Raw genomic sequence first — 20,059 nt, 5'->3', positions numbered from 1 at the left:
AAAAAAAATCCCAGCAGAAGCTGGGATTTTACAATAATTTCATACCAACTCGCTTAATTAAGTGGTCTATTTTGAGGCAATAAAACCTTGTTGATAGCAAGGCAAAAATCTCTTATTTAGTTGTTCTAAATCAGAAGTTTTTAACGCAGCTAGCGACTGGTTTAATCCCTCAAAATGATTAAGTATTATTGCGAATTGCTATTATATAAGCCTATTACTTAACACGGCTCACGTATTCACCGCTACGTGTATCAACTTTGATCACTTCGCCGATTTGTACGAAAAGAGGAACACGAACAACAGCACCAGTGCTTAATGTTGCTGGTTTACCACCCGTACCCGCTGTATCACCTTTTAGACCTGGATCTGTTTCAGTGATTTCTAGTTCAACGAAGTTTGGTGGAGTAACTGCGATTGGGTTACCGTTCCAAAGCGTGATTGTACATACGTCATTTTCAACTAACCATTTTGCATTGTCGCCAAGTGCTTTTTCGTCAGCAGCGATTTGCTCAAATGTTTCGTTGTTCATGAAATGCCAGAACTCACCGTCAGTGTAAAGATACGCTAAATCTGTATCCATTACGTCTGCACCTTCAACGCTATCGCCTGATTTAAACGTTTTCTCAAGAACTTTGCCTGAAATTAGTTTACGAATACGAACACGGTTAAACGCTTGGCCTTTACCAGGTTTTACCATTTCATTTTCTAAGATGCTGCAAGGTTCGCCGTCTAACATAATTTTTAGGCCGCCCTTGAACTCATTGGTGCTATAATTCGCCATCGTTTCCTCTGTCTAAATAATTTCGAGTAATCTACGTGTCAATGATACAAAGAAATGAAGTAAATTTGCATAAAAACTGGCAAAAAGAATTGGCAAATGTTGTCACTTGTCCTGAACGCTTGCTAGAAATGCTAGGATTATCAAGCAAAGTAGACGAAAAAGACCTCAAAGCACGCAGTCTTTTTCCTGTCCGCGTGCCACTGCCTTTTATCAAAAAAATGCGTTATGGCGACATAAACGACCCTCTTTTGCTGCAAGTGATGCCAAGACACCAAGAGTTTTTAGCAAAAACAGGTTACGACAAAGATCCTCTAAAAGAGCAAGATAACAACCAACCTGGTTTGTTACACAAGTATCGCTCTCGGGTTTTAGTGATGTTTAAAACCGGCTGTGCTGTAAATTGCCGTTATTGTTTTAGACGCCATTTTCCTTATCAAGAAAACCAATTAAACAAACGCAGCTTGATTGACGCACTGGCTTACATAAAAGCCGACAGCAACATCAACGAAGTCATTTTAAGTGGTGGCGATCCATTGATGGCCAAAGACGATGCTGTTAGTTGGTTTATGGATGAGTTAGAGCAACTTCCGCAAATTAAACGCATGCGTATTCACAGCCGCTTACCTGTGGTGATCCCTGCAAGAATTACCGATGAGCTATGTGCACGCTTTGCTGCATCACCGTTAAAAGTAGTGTTTATAAACCATATCAATCACGCTAACGAAATTGATGATGACTTTAAAATGGCCATGCAAAAGTTAAAAGCTGCAGGGGTTACGTTATTAAATCAGGCGGTGTTACTAAAAGATGTGAATGATTCTGTCGAGTCGCAAGTTGCACTTAGTGAGGCTCTGTTTGAGGCAGATATACTTCCTTACTACTTACATCTACTCGATAAAGTTGAGGGTGCTAGCCATTTTGACATAGCTGAGAGTCAGGCACGGGAAATCGTAACGGCTATGCTGGCAGCATTGCCGGGGTTCTTAGTTCCTAAGCTGGTGCGCGAGATCGGCGGCGAAAAAAGTAAAACGCCTATCGATCTAAGGGCGTGTTGACCTTTGTTGATTGAAATTTGTTCACTCTAGGGGCGATTTAATCGCGGCGCGAGATTTGTAACCTAGTGGGCTAAGTAAAAACCGAGCAACAAAGAGTTAATCGCCCCTAGGAAGAACCCGAAGGGCAGCGCGTGTTTGGCATTGATGCTGCGTTATCGCCTATTTATGTGGAACAACCACACTACATAGGCTCTGCCTTGCCTAAATACCAAACACACTGCTGCAAAATTAATCATAAAGGGTCAACACGCCCTATCTAGTTTAACAACTAAACGTATACGTTTACGTTGTTACCTAGTGTCGCAGTTACCGACTTAGCAGGTGTTTGTGCAGCACTGGTATTCATTGCTGCGCCTTCGATAAGTGCAAGTGCCGCAGCACCATCAGCCTTTTGCTGTTTTTTAGCAAGCGATGCGCTGTAAACTTCTGCGCTTTCGCCACCGCCACTCATCGCTGGTAAGCTTGATCCTGATATATTCATAGTTCATTACCTGACTTTTTATGACAATCCACGTACTATATCGGCATTGCAGTCTAAAGCTTTAGGAAAAAAATGGATTCAATTATTGAACAACTCAATGCTAACCTAAAAATCGTTTATCGTCAGGCACTTGATGCTGATAAAAAATTAGATGATTTACAGCAGCAAGGCCATGGCAAATTCACAGCCTTATTTGCAAAAGATGCTGGCTTTGATTTTGAAGCAAAACGCTTTAAACCTTACGTTCTTGATGTTGCTGCTGATGTAGAAAGCTTAAGCAACGACGGTATGGACGAAGAAAAACTGAAAAAAACCGTTATTAAACTGCAGCAGTTACTACAACTGTTAGCGACGTTTAAGTAACGTAGAAGCCTCTATTTATTATAAATAGAGGCTATCGCGCGAAATAAATTTCACGCCTACATGTGGGAGCAGCTTTATCCGAGCATTGTTTTCGGCGTTAAAACGCCTCCCACGTTGCAGGTCTTTTACAAGACCCACAAACAACGCAGTTCAACTTAAAACTGACGGCTATCATTCACCCAGATTTAACGACGGCAATAACTCATCTTCAAACCAATCGGTGATTAAACGCTTGTCGTAGTAATAGGCTTCATCGCGACCCATTTTCATGCGATCCATAAAGCCCATGTCCTTAAGCTTTACATCATTAGCTTCGCTTATCACTTTACCGTCTTTATCGGTAATAGAATAATTTAGGTCGATACGTGGGAAATAAATTGGTTTGATGATGCGCAATTCATTCATCGTACCAAAACGCACATCACCCGCTAGGTCGAGCTCAGTCACTTCAACATTGAAGGTGTAGCCTTCAGGTAGTTTTTCAGCAAGCTTGTTAAAGTGTTTTTCAAAATTCTTCGCCACATTTTTATGAAATGAACCTTTCGGTGAGTTGTTACCAGGTTCTACATCGCGGTAATCGTTAAAGTCATGCCATTTAACTTTTGCCTCTCCTGCGTGAGCAAAAGCAGGTAGTGCAATGATCATTGCTAAGGCAATTTTTTTTACTGTATTCATCTGTTTCTCCACTTAACAGGTATAGCTAATGATTAAATTTTAGCTGCTGACAATTAACTATAGCTTAATATCTAAACACTTAGGTGTAACCAATATGGTGCAAAATGTAATCAAAAACAAGCGATTCATATTTTTGCTTTATCGCTATAAGTCACAATTTATTCATGTAATTTAGGCCGAAATGTGATGAAATAAGTCTAATTCAACCAGGTATAGTTCATGGATATTTTATGACCATTTTAGTCACCGGCGGAGCCGGATACATCGGTTCTCACACCGTATTAGAGTTATTACAACAAGGTACTGACGTTGTTGTACTCGATAACTTAAGCAATTCATCAAATGAGTCATTGGCTCGCGTAAAACAAATCACGGGTAAAGACGTCACATTTTATCAGGGTGACATTTTAGATAGAGCCTGCTTAGACAAAATCTTCAGTGAACACACAATTGATAGTGTTATTCACTTCGCAGGTTTAAAAGCGGTTGGCGAATCGGTTGTAAAACCTATCGAGTATTATCAAAACAACGTACAAGGTACGCTGACTCTGGTTGATGCTATGCGTGATGCTGGCGTGTTTAAGTTAGTATTTAGCTCATCAGCAACCGTATACGGTGACCCTGCAAGCCTGCCAATTCGTGAAGACTTCCCAGTTGGCGGCACGACTAACCCGTATGGCACATCAAAGCTTATGGTTGAAATGATGCTGCAAGATATCGCGAAATCAGATGAACGCTTTGCCTTTGTTATCTTACGTTACTTTAACCCTGTCGGCGCTCATGAATCTGGCCTTATCGGTGAAGACCCTAACGGTATTCCTAACAACTTATTACCTTATATTTCGCAAGTCGCTGTGGGTAAACTAGAAAAGCTAGGTGTATTTGGGGATGACTACGATACTGTAGATGGAACGGGTGTTCGTGACTATATCCATGTCGTCGATTTAGCATTAGGTCACTTAAAAGCACTGAACCGAATTGCAAGTGATACAGGTGCGCACGTATTTAACCTTGGCACAGGTAATGGTTACTCAGTACTACAAATGGTTACCGCTTTTGAGAAAGCCAGCGGTCAAGCTGTACCATACCAAATTTCGCCGCGTCGAGCGGGCGATATTGCAGCCTGCTACGCAGCTCCAGAAAAAGCGTTGAACGAGCTTGGCTGGCAAGCAGAGCGTGGTATCGATGAGATGATGCAAGATACATGGCGCTGGCAAAGCAATAACCCGAACGGTTACAAATAGTCAAAATCATTTTAAGGCCGATGTTCACACATCGGCTTTTTAATTTAATGAAGCTTTCTTAAGCTGCGCAATACCCCAGAAAAGTATCCCTGCCCCCGTGCACGATAAGAAAAAGAACAACCCTAAGCCGACAGGCGATCCCCAAAACAAAATACTGTATAAAACTTCCATCTCTATATCCTTTATTATTATTTGAATAGTAAGTTATATAAGTTTTAGGAACAGCTCGTCAAGTTATACCAATCCGCTTAATTAAGTAGTCTATTTTGAGACAATAAAACCTCATTGATAACAAGACAAAAACTTCGTTATTTAGTTGTGCTCGGCAATTGCTCCTGCATTGCTCTACCTTCTGCATCCATGCAGTCGTAAATGAGAAATTTTTAACGCAGTTAGCGACAGGTTTAATCCCTCAAAATGATTAAGTATTATTGCGGGTTGGTATTATAGCGATTCCTTTTATAAAAGCGCTTAGCCAAGGTATGGCGGATTAATATTTCATGCCAGTAAAAATTAAGCCTGCACTAAATGCAGGCTTAATTATAAATCACTAACCACCTGGGCCACCTCGACCACCGCCACCACCTGGGCCAGTTTGCCCTCCTAACTGAGTAACAACATCAGTAAGAGTAAATGACTCTGACAAACTAGCTCCGTCTAATGAGAACTCTCCTGAAGTATACAAACCATTAAAGCTTTCACCGTCACTCACACTGCCGCCAACATAAATATCGTAGCTTTCAGACAAGCTCAATTTGGCACTTGAATAGAGTATGGTCGCAACTTGTTTAGGCACTAAAAAAGTAAGCGCTTCGTCTTGTGATTCTGAGTGAATATGTAAAATACTGTCTTTGGCAACCCCATCGAGCACGATGCTATTTTGTGTGCTTTCGGTTGAGCTTGGTAAACTTGTGGTTCCACCGAGCCCAAGAATTGTGCCCCCTGTGAACTTAATCGTGTTGCTATCTGCATCGATCCCTGCTTCTGGTGCACTGCTACCAATCGCTATCAGAACACCGCCGGTGATAGTAATTTCGCCATTTGAGTCAACCGAGTCATTTGAACTGCTATACGCGTAGATCTGACCGCCATTAATATAAATCATATCGCCAGCATTTATTGCATCGTCATACGCGTTGATCTCAAATTGCCCATCGTTAATGGTTATTTCACTTTTCGCTTCAATTCCTTCACCTTCTGAGGTTGTTATCGTAAAAGTGCCGCCATTAATCGTTACATTAGGAGTGATTGACTCATCCGGCTCGTCTTCTTCGCTAATATCATAAGATGCAGCAATACCATCATCGAGCACGTCAATATTAAAGACTCCATCATTGATAATAATGTAGCCCTCAGATGCATCAATACCGTCGCTTTGTGCTGCAAGCGTAAAACTACCGCCATCAGCAATAAAATAATCATTGGTATGAATGGCATCTTTTACTGCGTCAGTCACAATAATAGTGCCATCACGTACACGGATATAATCATCACTGACAATCCCGTGCTTGTAATTAGCCGTCACGGTTAACTCACCTGAGCCACTAAAAATGAGTTGCCCTTCACTAAAAAAGGTCGCTTTAGCGTCTTCATCGTCAGGAATATCTGAATACGTTGTACCGTCGATAAGAGAGCTCTCACCTTCTAAAATGACGAACACCGTTTTTTTAGACTGAATATTAATGGCAGGGCCATCACTATTTACAAGCTCAAGATCTGATAAACCCAGTTTAAATTTATTATCACTGTAGATCTTTAATGAGCCCTCAGTGCTCGAGCCCTCGACGTCATACGCAACTCCCGAGATGGTTGCCACAACAGTCACATCAGCACCATCAACGCTAATCTCAACACCATTGTCTTCAAACGGATTTGTTACCGACACGCTGGTATCGGCATAACTAATAATAACAGTGCCATCAAAGCTAGCATTTTCAACAAGGTCGTCTTCATCTTCACCTGTGTTGTCAGTATCTCCTTCTGCTGCTCCTGAAGGGTTGTAGTCTAAAATAGTAATGGTATCTGCAGATGATGTACTCGTGGTCGCTGTAATAGCTACCGTATCAGCAGTACTATTTTGCGAGCCATCATTAACGATTAATTGAATGGTATAAACACCGTCTAAATCAGTTGTGAATGAGGGGGATACCGTTGTTGCATTCGTTAATTCGGCTTCACTGTCTGTCGGAGTTGATAACAATGACCATTGATAAGTAAGTGTATCGCCGTCTTCATCGCTACTTGATGAACCATCTAAGGTCACCTCAGCTCCAGTTTCAACGCTTTGACTGTCGCCCGCTTCCGCTATGGGCGCGGTATTAGTTGCAGCTGTCGATGAGGCAGTAATTGTCACTGTATCTGCACTGCTCGACTCTGCCCCATCATTCACTATTAACTGTACTTCATAGTCGCCATCGCTATCTGCAGTAAAAGTAGCAGAGACACTCGTTGCATTTGAGAGGGTTGCTTCGCTGCCTGATGGCATACTTACAAAAGACCATTGATAAGTTAATGTGTCATCATCGTCATCACTACTCGACGCGCCATTTAAAGTGACGAGCGTGCCCGTTTCAACAGTTTGATCAGTACCAGCATCGGCTTCAGGTGCTGTATTTTCAACGCTAGTGGTACTTGCCGTGATAGTAACCGTATCTGCACTACTTGTGTCTTCACCATCGCTTACAACAAGCTGTACTTGGTAGCTCCCCACTACATCTGTAGTAAAAGTAGCAGATGCGCTGGTTGCATTTGTAAGACTGGCGGAGCTGTCCGAAGGTACGCTAACAAAAGACCATTGATAGGTTAACGTGTCACCATCTTCATCACTACTTGATGAGCCATCTAACGTAACCAATGTGCCCGCTTCGACACTTTGATCGACCCCTGCAATCGCAATAGCCGCCGAATTCACCGTTTCTTGATTGTCTGAGCCACTGTCACCACAGGCAACTAAGCTCAGCATAATGATCGATAAAAGCAAACATTTCACAACATGTGTCATAAATACTCCCTATATCTCAGTATTGACATAGGTGTATTTTTAGCCAGTTACAGGGCGCTCTACTATAGGTCGGGAGGCATCTTTATTGTATAAGCACAATACTTCCACACTATAAACACAATTTGGCCACCTCAAGTAGCAACGCCGCTCATCAGCGCATCGCTTGAATACTCTCAAGCGCTACAGCTAGCTGTGCTTTTAGTTTTTTATAGCGTACATAAACAGCCAGCACGATAATACCATTTATACCCAGCTGGATGAGCCATAGGCTGTATGTTTTAAACATAACCATATTAAACAAGGCAACGATTAACAAAGCGCACCAAAGCACAACGCAGCCAATAAAACTCACACGCCAGTAATGAACTTGGTGCTTCAGCTGATTCTCTTTAAAATTAAGCATTGCATTAACGTCTAGTGTTTCTGCTCGCCAAAGCTTTCGTCTTAAACGGTATGACCAAATTCCAAAACCTAGAGGAATAGGCACTAATAGCGCAAACATAATGGTTTCATAGGTGTTTTTTGCCTCAAATAACATGGCGTAAATACAAAATACGGTTACCACAACACCTAAAAATGAGTCGATTAACCCTTTTAGCTTTAACTTAGTTCGCGACTTTTGCGTTTGTGCTATTAACGCTGCACTATCCACTTTCGGCGTTGCTTGCACAAATGCCTGCTGCCACTTAGCTAATTGATCATCTGCTTCGAATCTATCCACTTTATTTACTCCATTAGGCTCGCAATTTGCTGTCTTGCTCTACTTGCACGTTTAGCAACAGCATCTTCAGACAGTCCCAGCGTTTGAGCTATCTCACTTTGATTAAACCCTTCAAGCTGTAAAGCAAGCACCTGCCGATATTTCAGCGTTAATTTACGAAGGGCAGCCATTAAATCTAAACTGTCGTCTGGTGACTTATGCGCACTTAAGGCTTGGGTGTAATCAATACTTTCAGAGCTTGCCACCTCTTTGCGGTTTTGCTCTTTTATCACATGATCAACCGCTTTATTGTGAGCTATTCGGGCAATATAGGTTTTTATGCTGGCATCGCCACGAAAGGCAACATCGGGTGATGAGTCATTACTTTCAAAAGCGCGCCAAACAGCCAGCGACATCTCTTGAATTAGCTCATCTTGTAGCGCTAGATTGATCTCGTAGGTTGCAGCAACACGCGCCAACAGCGGCGCGTATTCATTCAGCAATGTGTTTATTTGAACATCAGCTTTCACTGTACTTCCATGTTTTTATTATTATTTGAACAAACGATTATAGGCACAAAAGTAGGTACATGCTAATACCGGCCCTACCAACAACATAGGTAAAAGACTATAAGGGGCAGCAAAGGTAACGAGCATATTAATCAAACAAAGCATGCTTAATGGTTTAATCACCTTTAGTGCCGTTGCAATGCTTTCTTTAACAGCTGCACTAAGCGAAGCATTGTTTAAAAGTAACAGAGGTACCACAAACATAAGCAACATATTTACAGGAACAATTGATACAAACATGACCCCTACGCGCCAGCGCTCAACATCAACAAACTGACCTGACAATAAAGCCGATAACTGCTCACTACCAATCAAAGTACTCCCAACAGCAAATTGCAACAGCGCCAGTAAAATACCAACAACTGACCACACGGCAACTCTCCCCCACTTCGTCCATGTTGCATTGTGCTTAAATGAAAAACCTTGCTGATTATTCAGGTTAAACAACAATGGCCACACCGTTGCCATTAACATAGGCGCTAACCATTTTGATACTGTTAAACCTGTAGGTGCAGGTAATAGCTGCACTAAACCAGGCACAATAGCGAACAGCGTCATAAGTAAAAAAAGTTTAAACGGTGCTTTTTTAAATAGCCCCCACCCTTCTTTTAACCAAAGAGCAGCATCACTAAATGGTGCATTTGTTGAATCAAGTTTTAGCGTATTCACAGTTGATGTTGTAGTCGTCATGAGTTTGTCCTTTTCGTAAAAATAGATACATAAGACACTGCCTATTGCTACCACCAAATAGAACAACTTCGTGTCATTTGCAGCTATAGACGAGACAAACACAGAAAACCTGACAAAATATTTTTAAAAAATTTAAAATAATTTTATTTCATTGAATTTTAAGGATTAAAAAGAGGTGGAACGCAGCTATAAAAACAGCTGTAAGCTTTAATTTTGGATTTTTACAGTAAGAAAATGGTGGCCCCTCCCAGACTTGAACTGGGGACCTAACGATTATGAGTTGCAAAACAAGGACTTACTACGAGTTACTTTTTGATATAACTATTTACTAATTTTCATAGCTATATCATAGGGTTATTGAATAACCCATACCTCTGATGCATAAATCATTATGTATTTCAGAACGTTAAATTTTACGTTCAAAGTAGCACAGAGGTAGCACCATATGTCTGACACAAAATTTCGCTTCACAGAATTGTCGCTTGAAAAGATTGAATCAAACGGTAAACGCACTCGCTATTATGACAGCCTATTGTCAGGACTGATTTTAGATGTGAGCGTAGCTGGTAAAAAATCATTTAGAGTTTATAAAAAGATCCCAGGGAGAGACACCCCTATTAATGTCACCCTTGGTTACTTTCCATCAATTGCACTCGATGATGCAAGGCGAATGGCTAGAAAGGTAATGGCAGATATCGCTGAGGGTATTAATCCTAATGACCTTAAGCGCCAGTTTAGAGCGGCTTCAGTTACCTTGAAAGAAGCTTTTGATTCATACATCGAATCTAGAGATCTTAAGCCTATAACTGAAAGAGGTTATAAGCAAAAAATGGACTGCTATCTACCGGACTGGCATAACAAGCGCTTAGCCGATATTAATCAAACAATGATTTTAAAACGCCAACGAGAAATCACCTCAAGAAGCCCTGCTCAGGCAAATTATACCATGCGCCTAATGCGTGCTTTATTTAACTTTGCTAAGGCTGAATACAAATCTTCAGAAGGTCGTTCATTATTTCCAGAAAATCCTGTAGATGCTCTTTCTGAAAAACGAAGCTGGAATAATGTAAAGCGTAAAACAACAAGACTGCGTCGTTCAGAGCTCAAACCTTTTGTAGACGCATTATATGAAGTTAGAAATGAAGCTGCCAAATATCGTCAGAATAGCCGCGTTGCGTTTTGTGATTACCTAGAATTTTTAACCTTTTCAGGCCTGAGAAGGTCTGAGCTACTGCAACTTCCATGGTCACAAGTGCACCTTGAAGATAGGATATTCATTTTAGAAGATACAAAAAACGGATTGGACGTTGAGTTTCCAATTACAGAGCGATTAGCTGAGATATTTAATCGACGAAAAGAATATAAGGTATCTGACTATGTGTTTGGGACAAACAGTAAAAAGGGCTACCTCACTGATCCTAAAAAAACGTTAAAACATGTATGCCAAATTGCAGGAGTAAAAATAACTTCGCATGATTTGCGCCGTACATTTACATCAATGGCTGAGAGTAGCGGAGTATCAGGATACCTCCTGAAACGCCTTCTAAACCATATTACAGATAAAAGTGACGTGACTGCTGGTTATTTAATTTTAACCGCTGAGGAGCTTAAAGAGCCTGCAGAAAAAGTAACAGAAACAATAGCCAAATATGCAGGTTTGATTGAGCAAAAACCTGATGATCAAATGAGTGAAATGAAAAGTCTGTTAGCAAGCTTAACTAAAGAACAAAAAGTTGAGTTACTGAGTAGCTTAATGGAATAAAGAGATAAAAAATAACACTATAAATACAAGGGTATGATTACAAGATTATTTACGTAACCGTACCTACTACTCTCTGTTCCACCAATTTGGTCGTTGACTTGGCTCACATTGAAGAGTGTCTTTTAAAATAGAGACAATATCATAAGACCTTTTACCGTCAACATGACATTCTAAATCTTGATCAACATTTCCGTATAAAGGATCTAGCACAACGTCCATTCCATGTGTTCGAGCTAATTTAGCCGCAGGTACAAAATCAGCATCACTTGCCATCAAAACAATTGTGTCTGCAAATTTTCGCAAAGTAACAGTTGTTATATCAATACCGAGACGTGTATCAACACCTTTCTGTTTTACGTCTAAGTAAAAATCGCTCGGAGAAAGATTAGTAACATCGATATCTCCCTTAATTAATTTTTTTTGTGCCTCTTCATTTAAAATCCATCGTTTATGGTTTGCAAGCTTACCCATACGAAGGGCTAACTTTCTAGACGATTGTAACTTAGAGTGAAAACTTTTTTGAAATTCAACACTTGGCTCTCTCTTAAAATTTCTTGTTCTACAAGTTTCTTCTAAGTTTTGAGGTACAGGTTCACGATACTGACCATCAAAAGGAGGAGCATCATAATAATAGATTCTATATGTGTCGGTTCTTTCTAAGTCTTGTTTGTGTTTACTAACAAGTCTGTATAGGACGGATTGGAGTGCGTCGGGTGTGAGTGGAAAATTATCCACATCAAAAAATGTGCGATGAAAGTAAGTTACTCTGCGTTTAAAATACCCACCATCAATAAAGAATGCTATTTTTCGATTCATTCTATCCCTTAAACGTAAAAAGCTCAGGACCGTGGATACTCCTTAATAAATTTGAGCATGCACCGTGCTGAGCCGTGATGTAATCATCGTAAATTACCAGCTACTTGTAAAGAGAAAACAAACTGGTCGGATGAGTTAACTTAATTTGCTCATAAACAAACTAAAAGTATTTTATTACATCGTTCATATCTCATAAAGTAATAAATTAACTACCCTCAATTCAGTAGGTAGTTGAAATTAATTGATTTAGAGGAGCCCGCATCACTATAAATAACACTAAACCCCATATCCGAAACCAAAGTTTCATAGTTACCAAAGTAACTAATCTATAATTTAGCTAAAAACTGAAAAGATAGCTGCAAGGTTTATTTCTTTATTTATAAATACGTTTAGAACTTTTCCTTGTTTAGAACATTGAATATACAGCTAGTACAAGGGCTACAGAGGATATAAAAAATCAAAAGTACGAATCAAAAAAGTTAAAGGTACGACAGCTTTCATCAAAAGTACGATACTATTCAAGATCAAAAGTACGATACTATTCAAGATCAAAAGTACGATGTTATTCAAGATCAAAAGTACGACACTAACCTGTGTTTATCCTTTTCATAAAAAGTTCGGAGTTAAGTTTCGCGAGTTCCATCCTTCCACTTTCAGTATCACGAAAAATAAATAAGCTGTCGCCTTCAACCTTCAATAAGTAATCGAGTATTTTTTCTATTTTTCTAAGCCGCTTTTTTAAATCTGACAATGACGATCTAATACCGATTCTTTCTCGTAAATTATCTAGCTTTATAACTTGCTTAGAAGGTCTACCACAACGCTTCCGGCAGACTTCATAAAGTCTGCGATCAAATGGTTTGGATAATTGAAAGTAATCATCATGTAATGTTAAGACATCATTGTCATCAACCGTCTCAATGAGCCAATCGGGCAATGTTACTTGCCAGCAACTTAAACCACTACCGTCGATTAACTTAAAGCCTTCGATCAGGCCCATACTTTCCAAAAATCTTCGACCATTAAACTTATAATCAGTCGTAATTAAAGTCCCTGCGAGTCGATATAAAGCCTTCTCAACAAGTTTGTATTCTTTTCCTGATGTTCCTCTCCCTGTTGCCTTTAGGAGGTCATAAGTGTTGAAGCGAACCGTGTTACTGAGCTCTAACTTAGCATTTTTTGCAGCCATGATATGACTCAAGCAATAAATGAGCACTTCTTTATCTTTGATGGTTGCTCGACCCAGGACGCTCGGAACAATTTTTATCGATACGCCTTTATATGAAAAATCCAAAACACCTTTAGACTTCCCGTCTAATGCAAACACAGGCCACACCATTGAAAACATATCTGATTTCAAATTGACATGAGTCATTTTGCACTCGAAATACGCCATAACTAACGTTACTTGTTTCTTGGTTGAGAAGCTAACCAGTTGTGAAAATCTTCAACAGGGAAAAGTAATCGAGCACCAATTTTAATATGCGGTGGTAACGGGTAATTTCCACAGCCTTGTTTGTTCTTAGAGATTTGATTAAAAAGAGCTTGTTTACTGATAAAAAGTAAGTCGGCTACTTCTTCTGAACGATAAAATACCTTTTCCATTATATTGACCTCAAAGCGTAAGCGTTGAGCTCAATTATTAGCTCAACACATTATTAATTAGTTGAGCGACAATGGTAATTAAGTGGTAAGAAGCTTGTCCTTGAAAAACAGGGGTAACTTTCGGGGGGTTTTTGACAGTTTAGAGGAAAAGTAACTTAATTTAGTTATTAATAAAATTAAACAACTGATTTTTATATGTATTATTTTTTACATTTGGAGTTAGCTAGTAAAAAGGCCTACAAAAAAATTTGCTTGATAATCTTTTTAGGTAGGCTTTTGGAGAGGTTCTATGCAATATCATTTACAATTGAAATGAAACAAAATAGCGAAGAAGATCACAAGACTTAGAATCAAAGCGCAACCAACTAACAAGGGAGCCATGTCTATACCCTGCCTTCTTTAATTGCTGCAAAAAGATCATTTTTCAGCTTGTCGAAGCGTCGAGTAGCCCGAATCGCTAACACAATTAAAATCCACATTTGAAACCATTCGTATATTGTCATAACTGCAATCTCTGCTAATGCTTTGCACTTGAGTATAGAAAAGATCCTTCCCAATTACACAAAGCAATAATCCACTCACTAATATTTTGTTGCTTCTGCTCATTACAGCCCATGAAGGGGAAAGTGATTTTTTTGCTTCGAGATTTAAAATGACTGAAAGGCTCTAATCTAATATCCCAAACCTCACCTATTTCATTTGTTATATCGAAAGCCAGTGCTTTCTGAGAAATCAAAGCAAAAAAGATTTCCTGCTCTGACTGCACTTTTTTCTCAAATGATAGCCCTAATGGTTCACATTCAGCTTCGATACCAGCTAAGCGGCTTTGAAACTCAGCTACTACAGGTATAAATGGCCTTAGCTCAACATTTTTGTATAGCTCTAAAAGTAACATACATTGCTCCTTAAAATTAGGCATGCCTAATTTTGAACACTGCCCTATTCTTGAAGTGATTAGTAATAGGTGTCGTAAAGCTCTCCACGTGATTGTGCATCTTCAGCTTCTTCACGCGACATAAATTCACCATCAGCGATAATATTGCCCATACCATCATTCAATTGATCTAGTTGCTCGTTTTCGTTCGACGACTGCTCATCGCTTGTAAATATACTTACCAGCAAGTAGATAGCCCCGACCAATACACACACAAACGTTTCAAGCATATTCATTCCTCCAAACTAAATTCGTTACAAAAGCAAAAGCTAAGTATTCCTTAGTATCTAGATTCAATTAAAGCTAAGAAACTCTTAGTTTTCAAGCTAAGAACAATAAATAATGAAAACTAATGACGAATCACCATTTCCAAAACGCTTAAAAGAGGCAAGAAAAGCTAAAGGGCTATCGCAAAAACAGTTGGGAATTTTGGCTGGAATGGATCAATTTGCAGCATCAGCAAGAATGAACCAATACGAAAAAGGAGTGCATTCTCCAGACTTTAAAACAGTGAAAGCTCTGGCTGATATTTTAGAAGTGCCAACTGCTTACTTGTATTGTGTTGAGGATGAATTAGCTAACAAAATTTTGAATTTCATGAACTGACAAGAAGGTTCAAATATTAGGGATTTATATGAAAAACAATCAGAATGAAATAATTAGCTTCATTAATAAAAACAAGGAACTACTCTCAGATATCACCCAAAATAAGTTATTAACAGAATCTCAGATGATAAAATTCGCCCGTGATTGTTCAATTACTGTCGGTGGGGCTGTGACTGGAGACCCAAGTAAATTTAAACGATTAAATTGGATAAGTTCTGATGAATTAGCAGAACAGCACAGGGTTGTGTTTCACCCATTTCGCCTTTTGCCTATTTATATAGCCATAGAACAATGCTCTTTAAGCATAACCCCTACTTCAACAATCGATAGGGATAACTTTTTTGATTTCCTGAAGCAGTATATGAATACGCACCCGAAATTAGAAGCTATCAAAAAAAGAGTCAATGAATACGACTTGATATCTAGTTTAGCAATAATACTGGAACCTTTATATTGGCCTTGTATCACATCACAAAAATCATTCAGTACTTTTTATGATGAAACTAAATTTGATAACCTGGTAAATTCCTATCAAAAGGATGTGCATAATTTACTAAAAAAACTAGATGTAGAGTTTTGGTCAAAAGCGCACACAGAGTTGAGATGTATTGCTGCAAAACTTGATGGCAATGAGAACTTATATGTACTTTTACGCCTATCCCCATGGGAAAAAAGAAAAAAATTAAAAAGTCACATAGCGGCAGCTTTGTGGATAAGACACATTGCAGAAGTAATAAGGCTTGGCTTTGAAAGTATTCATAAAGTTGAGTGGCCAGAGGAAGATATAGCTTTTTCTCAATGGACCTCCGAAGCCCGAGAACGAGCCTATGGCTCAATTTTTCCAATTAAAGATTCCGCAAAAAGCAAACCACATTTAGCTTTTGAGTTTGGGCTACACACAGGAAGCATTGTTCGATGGTACCTAGAGGGAGAAACTGAATACTTCGCTGCTAATCATATGTTACCAGGTGCTTCTAATGTAGGTATTGAACTTATAAACCTCAAAGGTGCTGTAGGGAAAGAGAAAGCTAACGCAGCTCTTAGGCTCTCCGATAACCTAAAACAAGATAGAAAACTGAGGCGTTTAAGCTTTATTACTTTTGATACTGATGTACGTCCAGTAGTAAAAGCAATCAATCAGCAATTAACTAAGAATGTAATAGTTGGTTATGTTAACGCAAATAACCCTGATTTTGAGTTTGGAAACTTCACTCTGAATGAGCTTATCGAGGTAGTTTGCCAATTAGAAATTGAAAATGATAATGATGTTTCAAGAATCAAAGAAGAAGACTGGAGTGAAGTAAAGACTGGTAAAGCATTTGAAGCTAAATATAAATCCTTCTCCTACGTGAGTAATAATGTGCTTAAAGGACCCAAGTGGGGCGTCGCTCTTGCAAAATATATGTTAGAAAAACCCTACATAGCGGAAACTCAAAAAATTCGCCCTTTTTACGAAACTTTCAGAAACTCTTTGATAGCCCTAAGAGTTAAATATGAATATCAAGAGCGATATTTTCGAATCGAACCAGATACATTTATTCTAAAGAATATTAATAAAAGTGAAAGTTAAATTGCACTTTCAATGCTCTAAATCATCAATTATAAACTGAGGCATCATGAGCAATTGCCTCCTCTTTTCTGGGCTTCGCCCATACCCCGCTATGTAGAAGCCTAAAATAGGCTTGCACATAGCGGGGTATGGGCTCTTGAGCACCTTACACGCAGATTTTTATTTGCAGATTGAAATATTAATTAAAGCTGCTAATCTAAATGTTAATCAAGCCCTACGGGCAAGAAAAAAACAGGCGCTTTTCTGCTGCCTTCAACACGTTGTTACATTCTCTGTAACCCCCATTTCAGAAGCTTTTAGCTTCATTATAAAACCAAGTCTTTTGATTTTTAGGCGCGATCAGTCCGAGCCTTACGCATGCGTAAAACAGGGGCGAATAGGCGTTAGCCGCTGAGCTTAATCAGCCAGTTTTTCTTACAATCACATCGGAGAATAACTATGACCTTTAATGCTAAAGCAGAAGCACAGCGCCTAAAAAATGAGAAAAAATTGATCAGTAAAAAACGATTTAAGCCATCCAAGCTCGATAAACATAAACAACGACTTCTGGCTCTTTACGAAGAAGATACGAATATAGCCAACCTACAAAGATGGCTCTTGCGTAAAGGAGTGAGAGCACATTGGACAACTGTAAAACGGTGGGTTGATAAAAATGCCTAAGTTCGCAAAACCAGAAACGCAAGCGGAAAAGCTAGCTAAAAACTTATTTAAGCACAAAATTATTAAATCTCTAGGTACTGCTCGAAGTTATAAAGCTGCACTTATAAAAATAGCTCGGTGGTCAAAAGATATTGGAATTAATGGTGTACAGGGTATGAGCCTTCAAGATGCTTATAAATATCTTGATTACCGCAGTGAGTTTGCTGGTCAAAAAACGTTGGATATGGAACGGCAAGCAATTCAAGCTATGTTTAAACTCAGTGGCAAACTTGGCCCTAAAGAAACGCTGACCGTAATAAAATCCGAAAAAGAGGTAATCGAAAAGTCTCGCGCATATATTCCTGCTCAAGCTCACGCAATCAGTGAACATCAAACTAGAAAATATAATTTATCTACACAAATAGCCTACGCAGCAGGGTTAAGAGCTCATGAACTTTTAACAATTGCCAGAGTATCAGAGCGAAAAGCAGATAGCCGTCCAGCACTAGACAGCAAATGGCTTGGTCGAGAAGGTTGTATTTATACAGTGAAAGGCAAAGGAGGCCTAATCCGTGATGTACTAATACCTAACGCACTGGCTACACAGCTAGAACAAAGGCGCTTAGCGCAGCCTATAACGGTTCGTGATAGGGAAATTAACTATTTGCAACGTTATGATATTGGTGGTGGTCATAAATGGTCATGCTCATTCTCAAAAGCATCTAGCCGCACACTCTTTTTTTCTAATGGCGGGCATGGCCTTAGGCATAGCTACGCGCAAGAGAGAATGGCTGAGCTAAGGAGTTTCGGATTAAGTAGGGCAATAGCTCTCGAAACAGTATCGCAAGAGCTAGGCCATTTCAGGGCTGAAATAACTGAGGTTTATTTAAGGTAAACTCTTTAACCTTCGATCCTTATAAGGCTCTCAAGCAAATCTAATTTTTTTATTTCATCATCAAGTTGCTGGCGAGCTTTTAAGAGTTTAGCCTTATCCGGAGGGAGATCTAGCGCGGACGTTAACTGTTCGATAGATTTACTTTTTCTTATAGCCACCACCAAAAAGAATATGTACTCATGAATAATATTCATTAATAAATAAGCGTACTTTTCTGCCTCTTCAAATTGTTGCCCATTGTGAATTGCCATATTACGTTTCTTTCGCAAAAGCTCTAACTCAAGTCTGAGGTGAAATTTATCCTTAAATAAAATTAATGTTCTTGCAATTGTAACATCATAATTTTCTTTCCCTGTAAATGTTAATGACTCTAATAGTGACCACATAGCTAAAAATGAACTATTCATATTAGCAGTATCAAGAGAAACACAATAGCGATTCAATATTTCAAGAAAAAACTTTCGACTCCCGCAATCCTCAATACCACTAGATAGCTTATGATAAAAAACTTTAGCTCTCTCATAACTTTTAGAGACATTCAATGATGAAGTTTCATAGCTAAAATTTGGATCAAACCAATAAAAAGGAGAAGCTTTATCGCCATTTTCCATATGAAGTGAGTGATATGGATATTTGGTTATCTTGTTGATTGGAGCAGGCTTCCCAAACGAAGTTCTAGTATTGTTATGATTAAAAAAAATATTAAATATTCCACGCCAATAGTCTAGTTGCTCAAGCGCAACCTCTGCTGCAGCGTGTTCGCACCTTGCGCACACTTCTATGACAACCCAAGAGTAACATTTTTGATTAATTTTAGGGTACACCGTATGCACCTCTTGAAAGTCATAACTTTTTTTAAATTTTTTTGGAAAATATTTCGAAATCGTTATTATAGATTTAGGAGTTTTAATCAAGCGCTTGCTTTTTAAACCAGTTATAGATACTGCAGTAATCAAATAGTATTTTTTTGATTCTTTTGCCAAATACTCTGCTTCTAACTTTTTTATTTGACCTCCGATATAACCACTTTGCAACTGTTCCATATCAGCTGCGTGCCAAACAGCATCATGTAATATTTGCTCTTTAACCGCATCAGGAACTTCAGAATCAAATCGGACTAACTCTTTTAGAAGCATTAGGTAATTATCAAACCGTCTCGAATTAAAAGCTGATTTAAAACTTTTTTTAGTTACGATCATTCCACACTGCTGGCCATCTTTTAATTTTAATTTCTCTATTCTGGAAAGAAGTTCATTAACAGAAGAAGAGTCGGTCCATTTTGACTTTGCCATTAAACATTCCTGATGATTATTGAATCTCAGTGTATGTTAATGGATTAGAGCTCTAAATACATAGATACTCAGTTAAAACAATTTGAATAAATAATTTGCAGTTTTCACGTATAAACATTTTTGATATCTAAGATTTTGACTTAATATAAAAAGTAGCACAGAGGTAGCACAGGGTGATTTCTGTTAGTAGGTGTTTACTTAGGAAGCTTGTAAAAATGGTGGCCCCTCCCAGACTTGAACTGGGGACCTAACGATTATGAGTCGTGTGCTCTAACCAACTGAGCTAAGGGGCCATTGTATTAGCGAAAGCTAAATTTTTTGATGCGTTTAGCAGGTTTAACTGACTAAAGCGGGATGCAGTATAAAAAGTTTTTGTAACCT

General features: G+C 39.0%; 21 protein-coding genes and 1 tRNA gene. 8 read left to right on the top strand and 14 right to left on the bottom strand.

The window, feature by feature from the left end; all coding sequences use genetic code 11:
- Positions 1 to 214 precede the first annotated feature (214 nt).
- Positions 215 to 781, bottom strand: coding sequence for an elongation factor P (gene efp, locus CWC28_RS05770; RefSeq protein WP_063702772.1), 567 nt, complete (start codon positions 779 to 781; stop codon positions 215 to 217).
- Positions 782 to 822: 41 nt separating this feature from the next.
- On the opposite strand from efp, the gene epmB reads away from it, so the two are divergent.
- Positions 823 to 1,836: an EF-P beta-lysylation protein EpmB gene (epmB, locus tag CWC28_RS05765; protein WP_063702774.1), complete on the top strand. Its 1,014-nt coding sequence runs from the start codon at positions 823 to 825 to the stop codon at positions 1,834 to 1,836.
- Positions 1,837 to 2,104: 268 nt separating this feature from the next.
- Here epmB and CWC28_RS05760 read toward each other — a convergent pair whose 3' ends face one another.
- Positions 2,105 to 2,317: a hypothetical protein gene (locus tag CWC28_RS05760; RefSeq protein ID WP_054554124.1), complete on the bottom strand. Its 213-nt coding sequence runs from the start codon at positions 2,315 to 2,317 to the stop codon at positions 2,105 to 2,107.
- A 72-nt stretch (positions 2,318 to 2,389) separates the two neighbouring features.
- On the opposite strand from CWC28_RS05760, the gene CWC28_RS05755 reads away from it, so the two are divergent.
- Positions 2,390 to 2,680, top strand: coding sequence for a hypothetical protein (locus tag CWC28_RS05755; protein ID WP_054561134.1), 291 nt, complete (start codon positions 2,390 to 2,392; stop codon positions 2,678 to 2,680).
- Between the two features lie 171 nt (positions 2,681 to 2,851).
- Here CWC28_RS05755 and CWC28_RS05750 read toward each other — a convergent pair whose 3' ends face one another.
- Positions 2,852 to 3,355, bottom strand: coding sequence for a DUF3016 domain-containing protein (locus CWC28_RS05750; protein ID WP_063702775.1), 504 nt, complete (start codon positions 3,353 to 3,355; stop codon positions 2,852 to 2,854).
- A 230-nt stretch (positions 3,356 to 3,585) separates the two neighbouring features.
- Between CWC28_RS05750 and galE the strand changes: the two genes are divergently transcribed.
- Positions 3,586 to 4,599: a UDP-glucose 4-epimerase GalE gene (gene galE / locus CWC28_RS05745; RefSeq protein WP_105174456.1), complete on the top strand. Its 1,014-nt coding sequence runs from the start codon at positions 3,586 to 3,588 to the stop codon at positions 4,597 to 4,599.
- A gap of 550 nt (positions 4,600 to 5,149) precedes the next feature.
- Here galE and CWC28_RS05740 read toward each other — a convergent pair.
- The 4 genes from CWC28_RS05740 to CWC28_RS05725 form a co-directional block, all read right to left on the bottom strand.
- Complete coding sequence (locus tag CWC28_RS05740) at positions 5,150 to 7,600, bottom strand: carbohydrate-binding domain-containing protein (RefSeq protein WP_138624863.1); 2,451 nt, start codon at positions 7,598 to 7,600, stop codon at positions 5,150 to 5,152.
- A 151-nt stretch (positions 7,601 to 7,751) separates the two neighbouring features.
- Positions 7,752 to 8,321 (bottom strand): hypothetical protein, encoded by a 570-nt coding sequence (locus tag CWC28_RS05735; protein WP_138624862.1) that lies wholly within the window; start codon positions 8,319 to 8,321, stop codon positions 7,752 to 7,754.
- 5 nt (positions 8,322 to 8,326) lie between these two features.
- Positions 8,327 to 8,830 (bottom strand): RNA polymerase sigma factor, encoded by a 504-nt coding sequence (locus CWC28_RS05730; protein WP_063529221.1) that lies wholly within the window; start codon positions 8,828 to 8,830, stop codon positions 8,327 to 8,329.
- A gap of 21 nt (positions 8,831 to 8,851) precedes the next feature.
- Positions 8,852 to 9,559 carry a hypothetical protein gene (locus tag CWC28_RS05725; protein ID WP_138624861.1) on the bottom strand — a complete coding sequence of 236 codons (708 nt, stop codon included), beginning with the start codon at positions 9,557 to 9,559 and terminating at the stop codon, positions 8,852 to 8,854.
- 445 nt (positions 9,560 to 10,004) lie between these two features.
- Here CWC28_RS05725 and CWC28_RS05720 point away from each other — a divergent pair, with 445 nt between their 5' ends.
- Positions 10,005 to 11,321 carry a tyrosine-type recombinase/integrase gene (locus CWC28_RS05720; RefSeq protein WP_138624860.1) on the top strand — a complete coding sequence of 439 codons (1,317 nt, stop codon included), beginning with the start codon at positions 10,005 to 10,007 and terminating at the stop codon, positions 11,319 to 11,321.
- A 66-nt stretch (positions 11,322 to 11,387) separates the two neighbouring features.
- Here CWC28_RS05720 and CWC28_RS05715 read toward each other — a convergent pair whose 3' ends face one another.
- The 5 genes from CWC28_RS05715 to CWC28_RS05695 form a co-directional block, all read right to left on the bottom strand.
- A complete protein-coding gene (locus CWC28_RS05715; protein ID WP_054561141.1) occupies positions 11,388 to 12,137 on the bottom strand; it encodes an NYN domain-containing protein in 750 nt (249 codons plus the stop codon).
- 586 nt (positions 12,138 to 12,723) lie between these two features.
- Positions 12,724 to 13,485, bottom strand: a complete 762-nt coding sequence (locus CWC28_RS05710) for a replication initiator protein A (RefSeq protein ID WP_283206519.1) — start codon at positions 13,483 to 13,485, stop codon at positions 12,724 to 12,726.
- Between the two features lie 56 nt (positions 13,486 to 13,541).
- Complete coding sequence (locus CWC28_RS05705; RefSeq protein ID WP_033032042.1) at positions 13,542 to 13,742, bottom strand: helix-turn-helix transcriptional regulator; 201 nt, start codon at positions 13,740 to 13,742, stop codon at positions 13,542 to 13,544.
- A gap of 517 nt (positions 13,743 to 14,259) precedes the next feature.
- A complete protein-coding gene (locus tag CWC28_RS05700) occupies positions 14,260 to 14,637 on the bottom strand; it encodes a hypothetical protein (RefSeq protein ID WP_138624858.1) in 378 nt (125 codons plus the stop codon).
- A gap of 59 nt (positions 14,638 to 14,696) precedes the next feature.
- Entirely contained in the window at positions 14,697 to 14,906 is a 210-nt protein-coding gene (locus CWC28_RS05695; protein ID WP_090493660.1) for a hypothetical protein, read from the bottom strand.
- Positions 14,907 to 15,018: 112 nt separating this feature from the next.
- On the opposite strand from CWC28_RS05695, the gene CWC28_RS05690 reads away from it, so the two are divergent.
- From CWC28_RS05690 to CWC28_RS05675, 4 genes are all read left to right on the top strand, one after another.
- A complete protein-coding gene (locus tag CWC28_RS05690) occupies positions 15,019 to 15,282 on the top strand; it encodes a helix-turn-helix domain-containing protein (protein ID WP_138624857.1) in 264 nt (87 codons plus the stop codon).
- Between the two features lie 28 nt (positions 15,283 to 15,310).
- On the top strand, positions 15,311 to 16,852 hold the full coding sequence (locus CWC28_RS05685) for a hypothetical protein (protein ID WP_138624856.1): 1,542 nt from the start codon (positions 15,311 to 15,313) through the stop codon (positions 16,850 to 16,852).
- 438 nt (positions 16,853 to 17,290) lie between these two features.
- Entirely contained in the window at positions 17,291 to 17,512 is a 222-nt protein-coding gene (locus CWC28_RS05680; RefSeq protein ID WP_138624855.1) for a hypothetical protein, read from the top strand.
- A complete protein-coding gene (locus tag CWC28_RS05675) occupies positions 17,505 to 18,386 on the top strand; it encodes a site-specific integrase (RefSeq protein WP_138624854.1) in 882 nt (293 codons plus the stop codon). The genes CWC28_RS05680 and CWC28_RS05675 overlap by 8 nt, the downstream gene beginning before the upstream one ends.
- A gap of 5 nt (positions 18,387 to 18,391) precedes the next feature.
- Here CWC28_RS05675 and CWC28_RS05670 read toward each other — a convergent pair whose 3' ends face one another.
- Positions 18,392 to 19,678 (bottom strand): hypothetical protein, encoded by a 1,287-nt coding sequence (locus CWC28_RS05670; RefSeq protein ID WP_138624853.1) that lies wholly within the window; start codon positions 19,676 to 19,678, stop codon positions 18,392 to 18,394.
- Positions 19,679 to 19,894: 216 nt separating this feature from the next.
- A tRNA-Ile gene (locus CWC28_RS05665) sits at positions 19,895 to 19,971 on the bottom strand.
- Positions 19,972 to 20,059: the final 88 nt, after the last annotated feature.

This window comes from Pseudoalteromonas sp. S4492, assembly GCF_005886115.1.
Taxonomy (GTDB): Bacteria; Pseudomonadota; Gammaproteobacteria; order Enterobacterales; family Alteromonadaceae; genus Pseudoalteromonas; species Pseudoalteromonas gelatinilytica.
The sequence above is the reverse complement of the archived record's forward strand: the minus strand, read 5'-3'. Positions and strand labels throughout refer to the sequence as shown.